General features: G+C 75.0%; 14 protein-coding genes. 10 read left to right on the top strand and 4 right to left on the bottom strand.

Annotated elements, in window-relative coordinates:
• Nucleotides 1-203: 203 nt before the first annotated feature.
• Together FIP57_RS02515 and FIP57_RS02520 are read right to left on the bottom strand one after the other, a co-directional pair.
• Nucleotides 204-2,786 (bottom strand): DUF4153 domain-containing protein, encoded by a 2,583-nt coding sequence (locus tag FIP57_RS02515; RefSeq protein ID WP_148571603.1) that lies wholly within the window; start codon nt 2,784-2,786, stop codon nt 204-206.
• A gap of 18 nt (nt 2,787-2,804) precedes the next feature.
• Entirely contained in the window at nt 2,805-3,509 is a 705-nt protein-coding gene (locus FIP57_RS02520; protein ID WP_148571604.1) for a response regulator transcription factor, read from the bottom strand.
• A 211-nt stretch (nt 3,510-3,720) separates the two neighbouring features.
• Here FIP57_RS02520 and FIP57_RS02525 point away from each other — a divergent pair, with 211 nt between their 5' ends.
• From FIP57_RS02525 to FIP57_RS02555, 7 genes are read left to right on the top strand one after another with little or no spacing between them, the layout of a single operon-like run.
• Nucleotides 3,721-6,510: a phage tail family protein gene (locus FIP57_RS02525; protein ID WP_148571605.1), complete on the top strand. Its 2,790-nt coding sequence runs from the start codon at nt 3,721-3,723 to the stop codon at nt 6,508-6,510.
• On the top strand, nt 6,507-7,481 hold the full coding sequence (locus tag FIP57_RS02530) for a C25 family cysteine peptidase (RefSeq protein WP_148571606.1): 975 nt from the start codon (nt 6,507-6,509) through the stop codon (nt 7,479-7,481). Before FIP57_RS02525 ends, FIP57_RS02530 begins: the two co-directional genes overlap by 4 nt.
• Nucleotides 7,481-7,738, top strand: a complete 258-nt coding sequence (locus FIP57_RS02535; RefSeq protein WP_148571607.1) for an acyl carrier protein — start codon at nt 7,481-7,483, stop codon at nt 7,736-7,738. The genes FIP57_RS02530 and FIP57_RS02535 overlap by 1 nt, the downstream gene beginning before the upstream one ends.
• The gene (locus FIP57_RS02540) at nt 7,735-8,949 is read left to right on the top strand and encodes a beta-ketoacyl-[acyl-carrier-protein] synthase family protein (RefSeq protein ID WP_148571608.1); all 1,215 of its coding nucleotides are present in this window, start codon (nt 7,735-7,737) and stop codon (nt 8,947-8,949) included. Before FIP57_RS02535 ends, FIP57_RS02540 begins: the two co-directional genes overlap by 4 nt.
• Nucleotides 8,946-9,746, top strand: coding sequence for a beta-ketoacyl synthase N-terminal-like domain-containing protein (locus tag FIP57_RS02545; RefSeq protein WP_148571609.1), 801 nt, complete (start codon nt 8,946-8,948; stop codon nt 9,744-9,746). The genes FIP57_RS02540 and FIP57_RS02545 overlap by 4 nt, the downstream gene beginning before the upstream one ends.
• Before the next feature lie 9 nt (nt 9,747-9,755).
• Entirely contained in the window at nt 9,756-10,061 is a 306-nt protein-coding gene (locus FIP57_RS02550) for a virulence factor (RefSeq protein ID WP_148571610.1), read from the top strand.
• Nucleotides 10,058-10,957, top strand: coding sequence for a homocysteine S-methyltransferase family protein (locus FIP57_RS02555; protein ID WP_203230999.1), 900 nt, complete (start codon nt 10,058-10,060; stop codon nt 10,955-10,957). Before FIP57_RS02550 ends, FIP57_RS02555 begins: the two co-directional genes overlap by 4 nt.
• Nucleotides 10,958-11,118: 161 nt before the next feature.
• On the opposite strand, the gene FIP57_RS02560 is transcribed toward FIP57_RS02555, so the two are convergent.
• Nucleotides 11,119-12,051, bottom strand: coding sequence for an acyl-ACP desaturase (locus FIP57_RS02560; RefSeq protein ID WP_148571611.1), 933 nt, complete (start codon nt 12,049-12,051; stop codon nt 11,119-11,121).
• Between the two features lie 112 nt (nt 12,052-12,163).
• Here FIP57_RS02560 and FIP57_RS02565 point away from each other — a divergent pair, with 112 nt between their 5' ends.
• The 3 genes from FIP57_RS02565 to FIP57_RS02575 all read left to right on the top strand — a co-directional run bounded on the left by FIP57_RS02565 (nt 12,164) and on the right by FIP57_RS02575 (nt 14,922).
• Nucleotides 12,164-13,258, top strand: coding sequence for an alpha/beta hydrolase family protein (locus FIP57_RS02565; protein ID WP_148571613.1), 1,095 nt, complete (start codon nt 12,164-12,166; stop codon nt 13,256-13,258).
• A 42-nt stretch (nt 13,259-13,300) separates the two neighbouring features.
• Nucleotides 13,301-13,636 carry a YnfA family protein gene (locus tag FIP57_RS02570; RefSeq protein WP_148571615.1) on the top strand — a complete coding sequence of 112 codons (336 nt, stop codon included), beginning with the start codon at nt 13,301-13,303 and terminating at the stop codon, nt 13,634-13,636.
• 83 nt (nt 13,637-13,719) lie between these two features.
• Nucleotides 13,720-14,922 carry a peptidoglycan recognition protein family protein gene (locus FIP57_RS02575; RefSeq protein ID WP_148571617.1) on the top strand — a complete coding sequence of 401 codons (1,203 nt, stop codon included), beginning with the start codon at nt 13,720-13,722 and terminating at the stop codon, nt 14,920-14,922.
• Between the two features lie 22 nt (nt 14,923-14,944).
• Here FIP57_RS02575 and FIP57_RS02580 read toward each other — a convergent pair whose 3' ends face one another.
• Nucleotides 14,945-18,139 (bottom strand): ATP-binding protein, encoded by a 3,195-nt coding sequence (locus FIP57_RS02580; RefSeq protein ID WP_162529660.1) that lies wholly within the window; start codon nt 18,137-18,139, stop codon nt 14,945-14,947.
• Nucleotides 18,140-18,141: the final 2 nt, after the last annotated feature.

Genomic DNA, 18,141 nt, shown 5'->3' on the forward strand with positions numbered 1-18,141 from the left:
CTCGTACGTCGTCCGCCCCGAGCCGTCCCGGACGAGCAGCTCACCGGGGCGCCGCACCCAGGCCTCGACCGTGCCCTCGTCGTCGGTGCGGGTGAAGTGCGCGGTCCGCCAGCGCCGCGGCGAGCTCCGCGCCAGCGCACGCCACGAGTCCTCGGTCGGCTCCACGGCACCATCATCTCGACGGGCGCCACCGGTTTCCCGGTTCAGTCGCCCCCGGGGCACCCGTCGAGCACACCGGTGGAGGCGCCGCCGTACGTCGGGAGCGGCGGGGCGTCACGGAGCGGGTCGGCAGCGCGGGCGCGGCCGAGGTTCCAGGCCAGCCAGTCGTCGTCGGCGGGGCTGCGCCCGGCGAGCACGCAGTGCTGCACGTCGTCGGGGAGGTCGGCGAACGCCGGCACCGCGTCGTCGGACAGGCCGCGGAGGTAGCCCCAGTCGATGCGGCCGGTCTCCGCGTAGCGGTCGAGGTTGTGCTCGGCGATCCAGGCGTCCGGGTTGACCGCGGCGAGCCCCAGCAGCCCGACCGATCCGCTCAGCAGCGCGAACCGCGCGAGCCACGCCCCCCGGAGCGTCACCCCGGCGACGAGGACGGCGAGGACCAGCAGCCCCAGCCACCCCTCGAAGACGTCGACGAGCAGCCGGAGCCGCGTGAACCCGTAGGCCTCCTGGTAGACGTGCATCCGGTGCAGTGCCGAGGCCACGACCACCAGCGTCTGGACGCAGAGCAGCCCGAGCGAGGCGCGCAGCCAGCTCCGGTCGGCGGCCGTCGCCACCGGCGCCTTGCGGGCCGCGGCCCAGATCACCAGGAGGGTCAGGGCGGTGGCGACGGTGAGCTGGCCGAACCCCTGGTGGACGTGCTCGGCGTAGGTGAGCCCCGTGGTGCGCCGGAGGTACTCGTGTCCGCCGAACACCACCGTCGCCTGGGCGACGAGGAACGTCGCGAAGACCGCGTTGACGACGAGGACCGGGGCCAGCCACTCGAACCGGTTGGACACCGGCCGGCGCCGGGTGTCGGCCCGGTCGACCTGCGGCGGGTTGAGGGCGAGGTACGCCGCAGCGAGCACCGTGCCGCCGACGGCGACCGCGACGAAGGTGCGAAGGATGAACGTGTCGACGGTGAGGTCGGGGAGCAGCGCGTCCACCCACTCGGCGACCAGCGCGTCGGCGGAGGCGAAGAGCGCCCCGAAGACGAGCAGCCCGAGGAGCGACCAGATCGCGGTCCGGAGCAGCGCCGCTCCCTGGCCGAGCCCGGTGAGCCGGGTCAGCGTGCGGCCGAGCCAGGGCAGCCCGCGCAGCCCCGCCAGCGGCCAGGCCACCCCGGTCAGCAGGAACCCCAGCAGGGTGCGGCCACGCGTCGCGCCGACCACGCAGAGCGCAGCGCCGGCCAGCACGCACAGCACGACGATCCAGTCCGCGTCGCGGAGCGCGGTGGTCGACGCCAGCCCGACGCACAGCACGGCGCAGGCCAGGGTGAACGGCTCGCGGCGCCGCGGGTTGGCGGCCAGCACGACCCCGCCCGCCGCGAGCAGCACGAGGAGCGTGCCGATCCCGCTGTCGCGGAAGGGCAGCAGCACCGCGGCCAGCACGCCTGCACCCACGGCGCCGAGGAGCACCCCGAGCCGGGCCGGCACCCCGCGGTCCGGCCAGAACCCACCGAACAGGTCGTCGAGCAGCGGCCGTGGCTGGACGGGCGCCGCGGGCCCGGTGGGCGGCGGGGACGCCGGGGCCGGCGCGGGCGGGGGTACGGCGGTCGGCAACGGTTCCTCCTGGCGGGTGGCGGGTCGGTCGGGCGGCTCGAGCGGCAGGTCGACCCGGACCCGGGCCCCCTCGGTCCCGGGCTCGGGGTCGGTGAAGCGGATGGTGCCGCCGTGCAGGTCGGTGACCCACCGGGCGATGGCGAGCCCGAGCCCGGTGCCCCCTCCCCCGTCGGCGCCGCTCAACGTGCCGAACGGCTCGAAGACCCGCTCCCGGTCGGCCTCCGGGACGCCCGGGCCCTGGTCGTGCACCTCGAGCAGGTAGCGGCGGTCCCGCTGTGCCGCCGCCACCGCGACGGTGCCGCCGGCCGGGCTGTGCCGGGACGCGTTGTCCAGCAGGTTGGCGACGAGCTGCCGCAGCCGCGCGGGGTCGGCGCGCACCACGAGGTCGGAGGGTTCGACGCGCAGGTCGAACTCCACCGCCCGGCCGAGCACCTGCGCCTCGGCCACCGCGTCGGCGAGCAGCGGCGCGAGCCGGACCGGCTCGGGGGTCAACGGCGCCTTGCCGGCGTCGACGCGGGCGAGGTCGAGGAGGTCCTCCACCAGCCGGCTCGCGCGCTCCGCCTGGGCCAGCGCCGACCGCAGCGAGTCCGGGTCGCGGGTGACGCCGTCGACGACGTTCTCGAGCACCGCGCACAGGGCCGCCAGCGGGGTGCGCAGCTCGTGGCTCACGTTGGCGACCAGCTCGCGCCGCTGCCGGTCGACGGTGGCGAGGTCGCGCGCCATCGTGTTGAACGCCCGTGCCAGCTCACCGACCTCGTCGCCGGAGGTGTCGCTGACGCGGACCGCGTAGTCGCCGGTCGCCATCCGGCGCGCGGCCTCCGTCATCTGGCGCAGCGGCGAGGTCATCCCCACCGCGAGCAGCTGCGTCACCGCCAGGGCCAGCGCCACCGTCACCGGGATGCTGAGCCAGACCGGGACACCGCCCGCGCGGCCGAGCGTCGCGACCCCCGAGGCGACCGCGACGCTGGCCGCGACGAGCAGCCCGAGCTTGACCTTGAGGGAGCCGACCCGGGCCAGGGGTTCGGTCGTCACGAGGCAGTCACCGTCCGGTCACCGTCCACCACGGTTGCCGGGCGCGGTCTCGAGGGCGTAGCCGACGCCGTGCACCGTCCGCACCACGTCCGGGCCGACCTTCGCGCGGAGCCCCTTCACGTGGCTGTCCACGGTGCGGGTCCCCGACGCCCCGGGCCACCCCCACACCTCGGCGAGCAGCCGCTCCCGGGTCACCACCGCGCCAGGCTCGCCCGCGAGGCAGACCAGGAGGTCGAACTCGGTCGGGGTCAGCCGCACCTCCTCGCCAGACCGCCAGACCCGGCGGGCCGCCACGTCGACGCGGAGCTCACCGAGCTCCAGCGGCCGCCGGCCGGCCAGCTCGGTCGCCCGGTCGACCCGGCGCAGCAGCGCCGCGACCCGGGCCACCAGCTCGCGCATGCGGAACGGCTTGGTGAGGTAGTCGTCGGCACCGACGCCAAGCCCCACCAACACGTCGGCCTCGTCCGCTCGCGCGGTCAGCATGAGGACGGGTACCGGCCGGTCGGCCTGGATCCGGCGGCAGACCTCGTGGCCGTCGAAGCCGGGGAGCATCACGTCGAGCACCACCAGGTCCGGCGTGTGCTCGGCGTGCGCCGCCACGGCTCCCGGCCCGTCCCACGCGCGCACCACGTCGTACGCCTCGGCCTCGAGCCGGTCGGCCACCGCCTGGTTGATCACCGGGTCGTCCTCGACGAGGAGGATGCGGCGGCGTGCGGAGGTCATGGTCGAAGGCTACGAGCGCGACCGGTCGGTTCCCGGGGACGACGTGTGGAGGTCTTGTGCAGATGACCCGCTGGGCCCGAGCGTTCCACGCTAGCCCGACGTCCGGCTGATGCCCTGACCTCAAGGGGCTATTGCTGGCCGCCTCAGATCCTCTTGACAGTGGAGGGAGCCGGGCGCGTCCCGAGCGCCCCTTCTCGGCGGGAGGCCCTCCATGGCCGGAGAACGAGTCCTCAGCGTCCTGGGCAAGGTGTCCACCGATCCCGACCTGCTGGCGGGGCAGCTCGACGAGCTGCACCCCACGCCCAGCGAGGTGGCACCGGTCTACCGCCAGGTCTTCCGGAGCTCCAAGCCCGCCGCCAAGCGGCTGGCCACCGCCTACGCCCGGACGCTGCCCTCGATCGACCAGCACCGCCAGCTCTTCCAGGCCGTCGCGCTGGACCGCGACGCCGAGCTGCGCCGGACACTCGTGAAGGGGTACCGGGACGCCGGCCAGGAACGCTGGGTCGTCCACGCGATCGGCCAGCTGCCGACCGCACACGCACGCACGTTGATGCGCGACCTCGTGCTCACGCCTTCTGGTAGAACGGACAAGAAGGCGCTCGAGGAGGTCTGGGACTACGTCGCAGAGCTGGGCGCCCAGATCCGCACCCCTGACGGACCGCTGGACGACGAGGGCGAGCCGGACACCGACGACGCCGTCGTCGAGTTCATCGAGGACGTCGTCGACGAGGTCAAGGAGGCGATCGAGAGCGTGGTCGACGCCGTCGTCAACGCCGCCCAGAGCCTCGCGGACGCGATCAGCGCGGTCGTCAGCTGGACGGTCGACAAGCTCACCAACCTGGCCCAGGCGCTGCTCAACGCCGGCAAGGGGATCTTCGACCTGCTCGAGGCGGCGCTCGTGCACGGCTACGACTTCGTGCGCCGGATGGTCGAGGCCATCCGCAACGTCGGCAAGGCGATGTTCCAGATCCTCGAGCAGGCGGTGCGGTTCGTCGGCGCCCAGCTGGCGACCGTGCTCCGGGCGATCGACAACCTGGGCCACCAGCTCAGCGAGCTCCTGTCCTGGCTCGCCACCCAGGTCGCCGACGTGGTGCGTCGCGTCGTCGACGCCCTGCTCTCCATCGGCAAGACGATCGGCAACCTGCTGCAGCAGGCGGCAGCGGCGCTCGGCACCGTGCTCCAGCAGGTGGTCGGAGCGCTGCTCGCCCTCGGCCGCCAGGTCGTCGACCTCGTGGTCGCGGCGGCCCAGCAGACGCTCACGCTGCTGCGCTCCGTGGTCAAGGCGATGATCGCGCTGGGACGGGCGGTGACCGAGGTGCTCAGCGCCGTGCTCAGCGGGGCCGCGCAGTTCTTCCGCGAGGTCGTCCGCGCCGTCGCCGAGATCGCGAGCGGGTTCATCGACCTGTGCCAGGTGATCGTCTCCGGTGCGGTGGCCCTGGCGCTCGCGGTCGCCAAGGCCCTGCTGGAGATCGGCAGGACCCTCGGCGAGCTGGTGGTCGAGCTGGCGAAGGCCGGCCTCAACGCCGTCAAGCGCGTCGTCGAGGCCGCGCTGGAGCTCGGCTACGCGGTGGTCCGGATCATCAAGGAGGTCGCCGGCCTGGTCGTCTCCGCGATCCGCGACGTCATCAAGGCGCTCGTCGCTGCGGGCAAGGCGCTGGTCGAGATCGCGCACTCCGTCGTCGCCTTCACCTACCGGAACGCCCGGCGCTTCGTCGAGGCCGCACTGGCGGCAGGGATCAAGGTGGCCCAGCTGCTCGAGGAGGCGGCCAAGGGCACCTACTTCCTCCTCAGGCGGATGATCACCGGCATCATCGACGCGGGCCGCAGGATCGCCGAGATCCTCGAATGGGCCGTCTCCCAGGCCGCCGCGGTCGTCGACGCCGTCCTGCGCGAGGCGGTGCTCGCGATCCGGTTCGTCCGCAAGTCGCTGGACGAGGCGCTCGACTGGGCGCTCAAGAAGGGCGCGGACCTCGTCGAGGCGATCGTGCGGATCGCCGAGGACATCGGCACCCGGCTGCGCGACGTCATCGACTGGGCGAAGGCCGCGGGCGCCAAGGCCCTTGAAGTGCTGGCCGACGTGTGGGTGCGGCTGAAGAACAGCGTCAGCTACCTGCTGACCTGGGTCGCCAAGGACCTGGTCCCCGGCCTGATCTCGGTGGTCAAGGGGCTGGTGAAGGCCGGGATCGCGATCGTCGAGATCGTCGCCTGGGCGGTCGGCAAGGCGCTCACCGCGGTCGTCGCCGTCCTCGAGGCGGCCCTCGCCGCGGGCGTCACGATGGTCGAGCTGCTCGCCGCCATCGCCCAGCAGCCGCAGAACGCAGGGGCCCTCTTCATCCAGGCGATGCGCGACCTCGGCAAGAGCGTCAAGGACATCCTCGAGCCGGCGTTCACCCTGAGCGACGCCGACAAGCGGCGCATCGTGCAGGCGCTCAAGGACGCCGGCGCTGGGGCCCAGGAGTGCCTCGACGGACTCCTGGAGATCTTCGGCGGAGCGGTGTTCACCGTCGTCGGGATCCTGCTCGAGGTGTTCGGGATCTTCCGTCCGCTCACCGACGGCGAGCGGCAGCGCGCCCGACTGGTCTACCAGGACACCCTGCCGCTCGACGACATCCAGGTCTTCGAGGGCTCCTTCATCTCGTGGGCCGCGGCCAACAACACCGGCAGCCCGACGGGTGTCGTGACGATGCGGATCATCCACTTCCCGGACAGCTACGACGACACCGATCCGGACCAGGAGGGCTGGCTGATCCACGAGCTCATGCACGTCTGGCAGGGCCAGCACACCGGGCCGGTCTACATGGCGCACGCGCTCCTCGGCCAGGCGACGGAGGGCTACGACTACGGCGGCACCGCGGCGCTCGACGCCCACGTCGACGAGGGGCTCTCGGCGTTCAACCCCGAGCAGCAGGGCGACATCATGCAGGACTACTACAAGCTGCTGAGGGCCGGTAGCGCCACCACGTCGTACGACCCCTACGTCGAGGAGGTACGAGCGGCGTGACCGGCCGGTCCCGCGGAGCCTGGGTGCTGGTCGCTCCTCCGGCCCTCGTCGAGCCGTTCGCCCCGCTCGTCGAGGCGCACGGCCGCGACCGCCCCGTGGTGGTCCACGAGCGCACGACGGTGCCCGACCCCGACGAGTGGCCGTCGCTGCTCGGTCCCGGTGCCGCCGGGGCGCTCCTCGTCGCGGACCGGCGCCGCTCCCCGCGCTCGGCGCTCCCCGGAGTCTTCGTGCGGGGTTCCGACGGGGCCGCCGTGCCCGTGGGCTGGGTGCCTGCCGGCGCCGGGGGCGTCGCGCAGCTCGTCGCCACCGCCCTCGCGGTGCGGCGGCGCACGGACACCGGCCCGCTGGCGGTGCTCGGCCAGCGCAGCGCCCGCTACCAACGGCTCTCGGAGCGGCTGGAGCACCACCTCCACAGCGCGCCGTCGGTCCGCTGGGGCGCCGAGCGGGTCACCCGCGAGGACCTCTGCACCGCGCTGGAGGCCGGGCTCGGCGCGGCGGTCTACCTCGGCCACGGCCGGCCGTCCGGCTGGGCGGCGTACCGGGGGCTCCGCGCCGCCCACCTCGCGGGGTTGGCCCGGCGACCGCTCGGCTGCGTGCTCTCGGTGACCTGCTGGACCGCGAGCCGCTGGCGCGTGGGCACCAGCTTCTCCGAGCAGCTCGTCCTCCAGGGCTCGGCGGCCGCCACCGTCGGGGCCACCCGACCGGTGGAGCACCTGGCCAGCACCCGCGTGGTCGTCGCGCTCGCCGCCGCCGTGCGGAGCGACCCGCCCGACGTGGCCACCCTGCTGCGCCGCACGTTGTTGGTCGGCGGGAAGCCCACCCCGGAGGCGCGCGACCTCCGGCTCTGCGGCGACCCGCTGGCGAGCCTGGCCGCCGAGCACGGGGCCACCGCGCGTGCCGCTGCGGTCTTCGCGCCCCCGCCCGACCTGCGCCCGCAGGACCGGCACCACCGCACCGAGGAGGTCGCCTGATGACCGGGACGACGCTGGAGCCCCTGACGAGCGAGGTCCGCGTGCTCGTGGCCGAGATCGCCGAGCTCCACCCCGACCAGATCGAGCCGGACACCCCCTTCGCCGAGGCCGACATCGACTCGCTTCTCGCGATGGAGATCGCCGTGCACGTCGAGTCCCGCTTCGACGTCCGGTTCGAGGACGCGGAGGTCAAGCAGGTGCAGACCGTCCGGCAGCTGGCGGAGCTGGTCGCCCGGGAACGGGCCCGGCAGCCGTGAGCGCCGCACGCCGGGCCGTCGTGACCGGGCTGGGCGCCGTGTCCCCCCTCGGCGCCGGCGTGGAGCGGACGTGGGACGCCGCGCTGACCGGCCGCTCGGGGGTCACGCGGCGCGAGGACGGCCGGCTCGTCGCGCAGGTCCCCGCAGAGGACGTCGCAGGGGTCCTGGCGCAGCCCCTGCGCGCCCCGGACGGGCGACCGTGCGTGGGACGGGCCGCCGGGCTCGCCGCGGCCGCGGTCCGCGAGGCCCTGGCCCGCGCGCGGCTGACTGCCGGTGGGACGGCCGCGCAGCCGGACCTGGTGGTCGGCACGACCATGGGCGAGCCGTCGTGGATCGACACGTGGCCCGCGGCGGAGGCCGCGCTCACGCCTCCGCCCCGCCACCGCGCGCAGGAGCTCCTGCAGGGCTCGCCGGACGGCCTCGCGGAGCAGGTCGCGACGCTCACAGGCGCCCGCGGCCGCGTGAGCGCGGTCGGCGGCGCGTGCGCGGCCGGGAACTACGCCCTGGCCCGGGCGCTCGACGAGATCCGCTCCGGGCGCAGCGACGTGGTGCTCGCCGTCGGGGTGGACGCGTTCAGCCGCACCGCCCTGTTGGGGTTCGCGAAGCTCGGGGCCCTCGCCGAGGACGGTTGCCGGCCCTTCGGCCGCGACCGCCAGGGGCTCGTGCTCGGCGAGGGCGCCGGCTGCCTCGTGGTCGAGTCCGCCGAGCACGCCGCGGCGCGCGGCGCCGAGCCGCTCGCCGAGCTCGCCGGGGCCGGGCTGTCGGCGGACGCCCACCACCCGACGACGCCCCGGCCCGACGGGGGCGGCGCCGCCCGGGCGCTGGGTGCCGCCCTCGACGACGCCGGGGTGGCGCCGGAGGAGGTCGCCTGGGTCAGCGCCCACGGCACCGGCACGCCCGCCAACGACCGGGTCGAGGTGCTCGCGCTGCGGACGGTGTTCGGCCCCTCCGGCGGACCGCCCGCGTCGTCGCTCAAGTCGCTCACCGGCCACGGGCTGGGTGCCGCGAGCGCCGTCGAGGCCGTCGTCGCGGTGCAGGCCCTGCGGACCGGTACCGCGCCGCCCACCTGGGGCGTCGGCGAGCAGGACCCCGACTGCGACTGGGACGTGCTCCTCGACGGGCCACGTCCGCTCGCCGGCGACGTGGTCGTCGACCAGGCCTACGCCTTCGGCGGCTGCAACGCCGTCACCGTGTTCCGGGGCGTCCGGTGAGCACGAGCGTCTGCGTCACCGGTGTGGCGGGGTTCGGCCCCGACGGCCACGGGCTCGACGTACGCGTGGGAGCGGTGGGCGACGAGCTGCTCGCCGCCTCGCTGACGATGCGGGGGCTCCGGCCGCTCGCGCGCACCGCGCGGCTGGCGATGGTCGCCGCCGCCCGGCTGGTCGCCCCTGGCGAGGACGGCGGCGACCGCGCCGCCGTCGTCCTCGGGTCGGCGTGGGCCTGCGTCGACCCGCTCGCCGAGTTCGTCGGCGTGGCCGCGCGCGAGGGCGCGGACCGGGTCTTCCCGATGGCGTTCCCCAACACCGTCGCCAGCGTGCACGCGGGGTACGTCGCCACGCTGCTCGGCCGGACCGGGCCCGTCGTCTCCCCCTGCGGCCGGCACGCCGGGCTCGAGGCGGTGGTCGAGGCCGTGTCGCTGCTGGAGCACGGGAGGGCCGACGACGTGCTGGCGGTCGGCGCCGAGACCCGCGGGCCGGTCGTCGACGCCGCGGCGTCAGGGTTGGGCGAGGGCGCCGCCGCGCTGCGCCTGTCCGGGGACCCGCAGGCGGCGCTGGCGGCGGTCACCGGGTGCTGGACGGCGCGCGACCTCGAGTCGCTCCCCCCGCACGCGTGCGAGGGGGTGGTGCGTCCCGTCGGCGAGCCGGTGCTCGGCGCGGCCACGGGCGCGCTGGCCGTCGCCCGGGCCGTCCGTGACGTCGCCGCCGGCGACGGGCCGGTGACCGTGGTCGGCGGCTGCGGTGTCCAGGGGGTGGCCGCGGTCCGCCTCGAGGGCCCGACGCGCGTCTAGGCTCACCGCGTGGCTGAGTACCAGGTGACCTTCTGGCGCGACCTCCCCTCCCTCGTCGTCGCCCGCGAGGGCGACCAGGTGACGAAGTCGCCGCTCGCTCCGCGGTTCCAGGAGGCGATCGACGAGGCCGCCATGCGGCTGGGGTCGACCGCCTCCGACGACTACCTCGCCGGCTGGCGCCGCAGCGACTGGACGCCGGCCGACGGCGACCCGACGCAGGTGCTCGACCGGGTGGTGGCCGCGCTGGAGGACGAGTGGCCCCCGTCCGCGGTGGCGGCGTACCTCGACTCCCTCGGCCCGGCGGAGCGGTCGTGAACCGGCTCGCGGCGCTGCTCGGGTCCGGCTCCCCGACGCTGCTCGACGGCGGGATGGGGACCCTTCTGCAGGAGCAGGGGCTCGACGACGGCGGGGCCGGCGAGCTGTGGAACGTCGACCGGCCCGACGTCATCCGTTCCGTCCACGAGGCGTACGCCCGCGCGGGAGCACGGCTCCTCACCACGAACACCTTCGGCGGCACCCGGCCGCGGCTGCAGATGCACGGCCTCGAGGACCGCGTCCACGAGCTCAACGAGGCGGCAGCCCGGATCGCCCGGTCGGTGGCCGACGAGCACGGGATCCTGGTGGCCGGCGACCTCGGCCCCACCGGGGAGCTGATGGCCCCGCTCGGCACGATGGACGCCGACCAGGCGACGGAGCTCTTCGCCGAGCAGCTCGCCGGGCTGCGTGACGGCGGCATCGACGTCGTGCTGATCGAGACGATGAGCGACCTCGCCGAGGTGCAGGCGGCCGTCGCGGCCGCGCGGCAAGTCGTCCCGGACGCCCCCGTCGTCGCCACCCTCAGCTTCGACACCAACCTGCGCACGATGATGGGCGTCCGCCCGGGCGACGCGGTCCGCGAGCTCGCGGCGGCCGGCGTCGACGCCGTCGGCGCCAACTGCGGCCGCGGCCCGGAGGAGATGGCCAGCATCGCCGCGGAGCTCGTCGAGGCCCGCGTCGACGGAGTGCTCGTCGTCGCGCAGTCCAACGCCGGGCTCCCGCAGGTCGTCGGCGACCACTTCGAGTACGACGCCACACCCGCGGACATGGCCTCGCACGCCCGGCTGCTCGCCGACCTCGGGATCGACCTCGTCGGCGCGTGCTGCGGCTCCACCCCCGCCCACCTCGAGGCGATGCGCGACGCCCTGGGGACCGCGGTGGGCCGGTCCGGCTGACCCGGCAGGTCCGGCCGGTCCGGCGGCTGCGCTGCTCAGTGCCGCCGCGGGCGGCGGGCCTCGCCCGGGAAGCCGGACCGGGTGTGCACACCAGGGCGTCCGGGCAGCGGCGGTGCCTCCGGCGAGACTGGCTCCACGTCCGGTCCGGCCATGCGGCGCGCCTAGGCGGGCCGTCCGCTGCGGGCCTCCCGCTTCGCGGCAGCCTCCTCGCGCCGCTCCACGAACCTGCGCGCCTGCTCGTCCAGCTCCGCGATCGCCGCGGCCAGCTCCTCCCGTGCGCGTTCGCCGTCCTCGTCGAGCCCCTCGAGCTCGAGCAACCGCCACTGCCGCACCAACGGCATCACGACGTCGTCGTGGTGGATCCGGAGGTCGTAGATGCCCGCCTTGGCCATCTGCACCGCCTTCCGGGTGAAGCCCGGGATGATCGCGCCCGGCATCTGGAACCCCATGACCTCGTCGGTGACCGCCCGCATCGTCTCCCCTGGCGCCAGCTGCAGCGCCGCCTCGACGATGTTGCGGTAGAAGATCATGTGCAGGTTCTCGTCCTTCGACACGCGGGTGAGCAACCGCTCCGCCACCGGGTCCTCGGTGACCTTGCCGGTGTTGCGGTGGGAGACCCGGGTGGCGAGCTCCTGGAAGGACACGTAGGCGCAGACGTTGAGCAGCGGCTTGTCACCGGAGTCGAACCCTGACTCCATCGTCTGCATCCGGGCCCGCTCCAGCTCGTCGGGGTCGACGCCGCGGGTCACCAGCAGGTAGTCCCGGATGCAGAACGCGTGGCGCCCCTCCTCGGCGGTCCACCGGTTCACCCACTCGCCCCACGCGCTCTCCCGGCCGAACGCCCGCTCGACCTCCCGGTGGTAGCTGGGGAGGTTGTCCTCGGTGAGGAGGTTCACCTCGAGCGCGGTGCGCGCGATCGGCGAGAGCGAGGACTGCTCCAGCGACCACGGCTCGCCCCCGAGCATCGAGAAGCTGCGCCCCTCGCTCCAGGGGACGTACTCGTGGGGCATCCAGTCCTGCGCGACCCGGAGGTGACGGTCGAGGTTCGCCTCGACGGTGGGTTCGAGCTCCTTCAGGAGCGCCGCGGTGTCCATACCCCGGCCTACCACTTCGACGGCGCCGGCGGTAGGGCGGCGGCCGACCCTCATCCGCCACCGGTGGGACGGCTACCGTGGGACCGGCCCACACCGGAGACTGGAGTCGCCGATGCCCTCTCGCTGGCGGACCCTGGCGGCGTCGTGCTGCGCTGCCGTGCTGCTCGCCGGGTGCAGCGGCGGCTCCGACGAAGCGGATGCCTCGCCGGAGACCCCCAGCGCCTCGTCCGCAACGCCGGGCGACGAGCCGTCCGGCTCGCCGGAGCCTCACACCGGGGGCGAGACCCCCTCCGCCTCTCCCACGCCTCCCCCACCGGCGGTCTCCGTGCTCGGCCTCGCGGAGCAGGAGCACCGGGGCGACCGGCTGCGGCTGGGCGCGGTCCGGGAGCAGACGGCGGCGTACACGTCGTACGACGTCACCTACCGCAGCCGCTCGACGACGCGGCGGGGCGAGGAGTCCTACCGGATCAGCGGGGTCCTCAACGTGCCGACGGGGCGCGGCCCCTTCCCCGCGGTGGTGCTCGCGCACGGCTACATCGACCCGGCCTACTACGAGCGCGGCCAGGGGATGACGCGGGAGCGCGGCTACCTCGCCGAGCGCGGCTACATCGCCTTCCACGTCGACTACCGCAACCACGCGGAGTCCGACGACGACCCACGGTTCCAGACCCGGATGCGGCTCGGCTACACCGCCGACGTGATCAACGCCGTGAAGGCGCTGCGGCTCTCGCGCGACGTGCCGGTCGCCGACGATCGGATCGCCCTGTTCGGCCGGTCGATGGGCGGTGGGGTGATCCTCAAGGCGCTCGTCGCCGAGCCGGGGCTGGTCCAGGCCGCCGCACCGTGGGCGTCGGTGTCGTCGATGGAGGCCGACAACTACCGCCAGTTCATCGCCCCCGACCCCGGCGACTCCGGGCTGCGCGACCAGCTCGCGAGGCTCCACGGCACGCCGGCCGAGAACCCCCGTTTCTGGCGGCAGAACTCCTCGCGTCCCTACTTCGACCGGATCACCGAGCCGGTGCTGATGGTCCACGGTCGCGACGACGACACCTGCCCGCCCCCCTGGGCCACCGCGACCCAGCGTGCGCTGGTGGCGGCCGGCGTCGACTCGCGGCTGGTCTGGTACGACGACGGCCACGCCTTCGGACCGGCGTTCCTGGCCGCGATGGACCGGACGGTGCGGTTCTTCGACCGGCACCTGGGCTGAGCGGGCTGCTCGCCCGTCGGCCGGCGCCGCTACCGTGCGGGCGTGGACGTCGCCCGCAGCATCGCCCTGTTCGTCCTGGCCGCGCTCGCCGAGATCGGCGGCGCCTGGCTCGTCTGGCAAGGGGTCCGGGAGCACCGCGGCTGGGTGTGGATCGGGCTCGGTGTGCTCGCCCTCGGCGCCTACGGCTTCGTCGCGACGCTCCAGCCGGACGCCCACTTCGGCCGCATCCTCGCGGCGTACGGCGGCGTCTTCGTCGCCGGCTCGCTGGCGTGGGGGATGGTCGTCGACGGCTTCCGTCCGGACCGGTACGACGTGCTCGGCGCCCTGGTCTGCCTCGCCGGCGTCGCCGTGATCATGTACGCCCCGCGCGGCGCCTGAGGGATCCCTCACGCCCGGGCGTGGGAGGTCGCGCTGGGACGGATGTGTTACGCATGATGCTGGAGGTACGAAGGGGGACAGCCATGCCCAACCCGAATCAACGGCCCGTCCGCCGGCGCCCGCTGCTGCTCGCGCTGGTGGGCAGCGGCGCCGCCCTGACCGGTGTCGGCGTCGCCGCGCGCACCGGGCTACTGCCCGAGGGCGACGGGGACGACCGTGCGGACGGGGTGCTGCGGCTCGCCGGCAGCGACCCGACGATGCCCGCCCTCGACCTGCCGCTGACCGACGACCTCCTGCAACCGCAGGGGACGCGGCAGTGGACGACCGGCCGGCTGGACACGACGACGTTCACGATGGTCGGCGCCACGTGGCGGCACGGCGAGGTCGAGCCGGTGGTGGAGGTGAGCACCCGGGTCGACGGCGCCTGGCAGTCCTGGCAGCCGCTGCCGCACGTCCACCTGCCCGTCGACGGCGCCGAGGCCGCGTCGGGGGCGGCCAGGGACGGCACCGACGTGGCCTGGACCGGTCCGGCGGACGGCGTGCGGGTGCGGGTGCGCGGCCAACGCCCCGCCGACCTCCAGCTGGTGCTGCTCCACCCCGAGCCCCTCCCCGCCGACACCGCGGTCGGAGCCGCCGGCACCTCCCGCGTCACCGCCGGCTCACGATCCCGCACGGACCCGCTCCGGCCCGAGTTCCTCGGCCGGCGCCACTGGGGCGCCAAGGAGCGGTGGCGCAACGGCGGGCCGTCGTACAACGCCACCATCAAGCAGGTGCACGTCCACCACACGGCGAACAGCAACAGCTACTCCCGCAAGGACGTCCCCGCGATGATCCGGGGGATGTACCGGTACCACACCAAGAGCCTCGGTTGGTCCGACATCGGGTACAACTTCCTCGTCGACAAGTTCGGCCGGATCTGGGTCGGCCGCGCGGGCGGGCCGCGGAAGGCCGTGCGCGGCGCCCACACCCTCGGGTTCAACGGGAAGTCGACCGGCGTCGCGGTGATCGGCAACTTCGAGACCGCCGTGCCGAGCAACCAGGTGCTCAACGCGCTCGCGCGGATCGCGGCGTGGAAGCTGCACATGTACGGACGGAACCCGCGCGGCCGCGTCCGGGTGGTCTCCGAGGGCAGCGACCGGTTCCGCGACGGCAGGCGCGTCGAGCTGCCCGTCATCGACGGGCACCGGGACACCAACCAGACGGCGTGCCCGGGAAAGCACCTCTACCACGCGCTGCCGAAGGTCCGGCGCCGCGCGAAGCGCCGGATCGCCCGGCTGGCGACGTAGCACCGACCGGGTGGCCGGCGCGTCAGCCGTGGCCCGTCTCCACCACGTCGAGGCTCCTGGTGGCGGTGGCCCGGCAGCGCTCGGCGTCGTGGACGTGGCCGGCCTCCCCGAAGAGCCGGCCCGCCTGCGCCAGCAGCTCCCGGGCCTCGTCGTCCCTGCCCTCGCCACGCGCCACGTGGGCGGCCGCCTCGAGCACGGCGCCGGTCCAGGCCGTGCCGTCCCAGTGGGCCGCCGACGATTCGGCGAGCGCGAGGTAGCGGCGCGCCCGGGGCAGGTCCCCTGCGTCCGCGCACGCCCGGGCGGCGGGCACCGCCAGCATCACGTCGCAGAACTGGCAGTGGTCCTGGTCCCCGATCGTCGCCTCGGCCCGGTCGAGCGCCGCGAGCGCCGTCGACGGGTGGGGGGCGGCGTCGATCAGCGAGCCGTAGATGCGCTGCAGCAGGTGCATGCTGATCACCGTCCACCGCGCCAGCGGGATCGCCTCCTCCAGCAGCTCTCGCGCCTCGACTGGCCGGCCCTGGCGCAGCCGCACCTCGGCCAGCCGCTGCAGGCTGTGCGCGTGCCCGGCCGGGGCGTCGATCTCGCGGTGCAGCGCCACCGCCTCGGCGAGCTCCCGCTCCGCGGTCGTCAGGTCGCCGTGGAGCAGCGCAGCCTCGCCGATCAACGCGGTCGCGAAGGCGATCCCTCGCAGCGCACCGGTCCGGCCGGCACGCCGCCGGAGCTCCTCCGCCTCGTCGATCACCTGCTCGTAGGGCATCGGCCCGTAGAGGAGGTACTCCGCGACGCAGAGGTGCGCGTCGAAGACGGTCACGGCGAGCCGCTCCCGCCCGTGCGTGCGGTGCATCTCCTGGCGGAACCGCTCGAACCACTCGCCCCGCTGGTGGGCCACCAGCCCCTGCAGCGCCACCAGGTCGACGAGCTGCCAGTTCTCCTCGGCGACGTCCAGCACGTCGAGCAGGTCGCGGGCGCTGCTGCTGATGTCCCAGGCGCCGTCGGTGTCCCCGCTGAACTGCGCCACGTAGCCGCGGGCCAGCATGATCGCGGCGTCCGCACGGTCACCCTCGGAGCCGAGCCCGGCGAGCGCCGACCGGGCCGTGTCGAGGTCGCCGGTGATGCAGGCGACGCGCGCCAGCCGCGCCCGCACCAGCCTGCGCGTGGTCCCTTCGGTGTGCGGCAGCGCCTGCTGGTACGCCGCCAGCGCGCCCGGGTCTCCCAGCGCCATCAGCAGGTCGCCCCGCCTCGCGAGCAAGTGGCCACGGTCCCCCGGACCCGCGTGGTCCACCACCGCGTCGACCAGGGCGAGCGCATCCCGGTAGGCCCCGAGCGCACCCGCGGTCTCCACCGCGCGGAGCACGAACGGCACCGCCTTGGCAGGGGTGCCCGCCAGCACGAGGTGGTGGGCGACCCGGACCGGCTCCGCCCCGGCGGCAGCCAGCCGCTCGGCGACCACGCGGCTCGCCGCCACGCGCTCGTGGGCGGCGAGCGAGTCCAGGACCGCCTCGCGCACCAGCGGGTGGCGGAACCGGTGCCCGCACTCCGTCGGCTCCACGACGAGGGACGCGGTGCTGATCTCCAGGTGGCGGTAGGCCTCCTCGTCCCCGCCGTCGGCGAGGAGCAGGAGCTCGTCGGTGGTGAACTCCGTCCCGAGCACGGCGAGCCTCGCCAACGTGGTCATCACCGCTGCGGGGAGGGACGGCAGCACCGCCTCCCGCCGCCCTTCGGCGCGGACCCGCGCGGCCTCCAGGGCGGCGAACGGGATCCCGCCGCTGACCCGCCACACCTCGTCCACGACCTCCTCGTCCAACCCCGGGAAGCCGGCCCCCACCAGCCGCCGGGTCGCCGCCTCGTCGAGAGGCTCGACGTCGAGGGTGCCGTCACGGCTCCGCCCCAGGTCGGCGAGGCTGACGCGCAGCTCGGGCCTGAGCGCGGGCCGGTGGGCCACCAGGACGAGCGCCCGCTCCTGTTCTGCACAACGTGACAAGAAATGGAGCAACCGGGCCGACGCGTCGTCGGCGTCGTGCACGTCGTCGACGACCAGCAGCAGGCCCCGCCCGGCCGCCGCCAGCCGGACGAGCTCCGCGGCAGCGACGAAGAGCCGCTGGTGGGCAGACTCGCCGTTCCAGCTCAGCTCCTTGCCGACGAGGGCCCGGTCCAGCTCCTCGCGGTAGGCGTCGTCGAGCCCGTCGAGGAGCGCCGGGTGCGCCCGACAGAGGTTGCGCAACGCGTCGAGCACGGGCGCGTAGGGCCACGACCACTCGACCGCGGACGCGTTGCCGCGGCAGGTCCGCCACCCCAGCCGGCGGGCGGCCGCCTCGGCGAGCCCGAGCAACGCACTCTTCCCCACGCCGGCCGGCCCGCGGAGCACGAGCGCGCCGCCCTGGCCGCGGTCGGCGGCGGCGAGCCTGGCGCGGATGCGGTCCCCGTCGCGACGGCGCCCCACCAGCCGCGTGCCTTCCTTCGCCCGCGCGCCCGCAGGAGCCTGGCTCGCCACCTGCGACGCGGTGCCGGTTGGAGGTGCGGGGTCGGGCACGGCCAGGGCGCGGAGCAGCCGCTGCCGCAGGGCCTCGACCTGCTGGCCGGGACCGGCCCCGAGCTCGCGGCTCATCGCCCGCTCCAGCCGCTCGAGCTGGCGGAGCGCGGCTCGCGGGTCGCCGCGGTCGATGTGACGCCGGGCGACCGCGAGCTGCGCCTCCTCGTCGGCCGGGTCGAGCTCGACGAGCTCCTCCCACCGCTCGGCGACCCGGAGCAGCTCCCGGTGCACCGTCTCCACCTGCGCCCGGGGCTCCTCGGTCCACGGTTCGTAGGGGTCCTCGGGGAGCAGCGGACCGCCGTACAGCTCGAGGGCCTGCGCCGCCAGCGCCGGGTCGTGGCCGGCCAGTGCCCTGCGGCCCGCGGAGAGGAACGTCCCGACGTCGACCTCGACGTCACGGTCGGGCAGCAGCCGCACCTGGTCCTGACGGAGGGTCACCGCGTCGTTCGCGCCGATGGCGCGGCGCGCGTAGTGGGCGGCCTTGTGCAGCCGGGGCACCGTCGACTCGACGGGCAGCCTCGGCCAGAGCGCCTCGAGGACCTGCTCGCGGTGGAGCCGGTGACCCGGCGCGAGGGCGAGGAGCTTGACCAGCGCCGTGGCCGGCCGCCGGACCCATGCCGACTCGGGGACACCCGTCTCCCCGACCGTGACCTGGAAGCCCCCGAGCAGCCGGATGCGAACGCTCACCG

Origin of the sequence: Nocardioides caldifontis (assembly GCF_008087345.1) — a bacterium.
Taxonomy (GTDB): Bacteria; Actinomycetota; Actinomycetes; order Propionibacteriales; family Nocardioidaceae; genus Marmoricola_A; species Marmoricola_A caldifontis.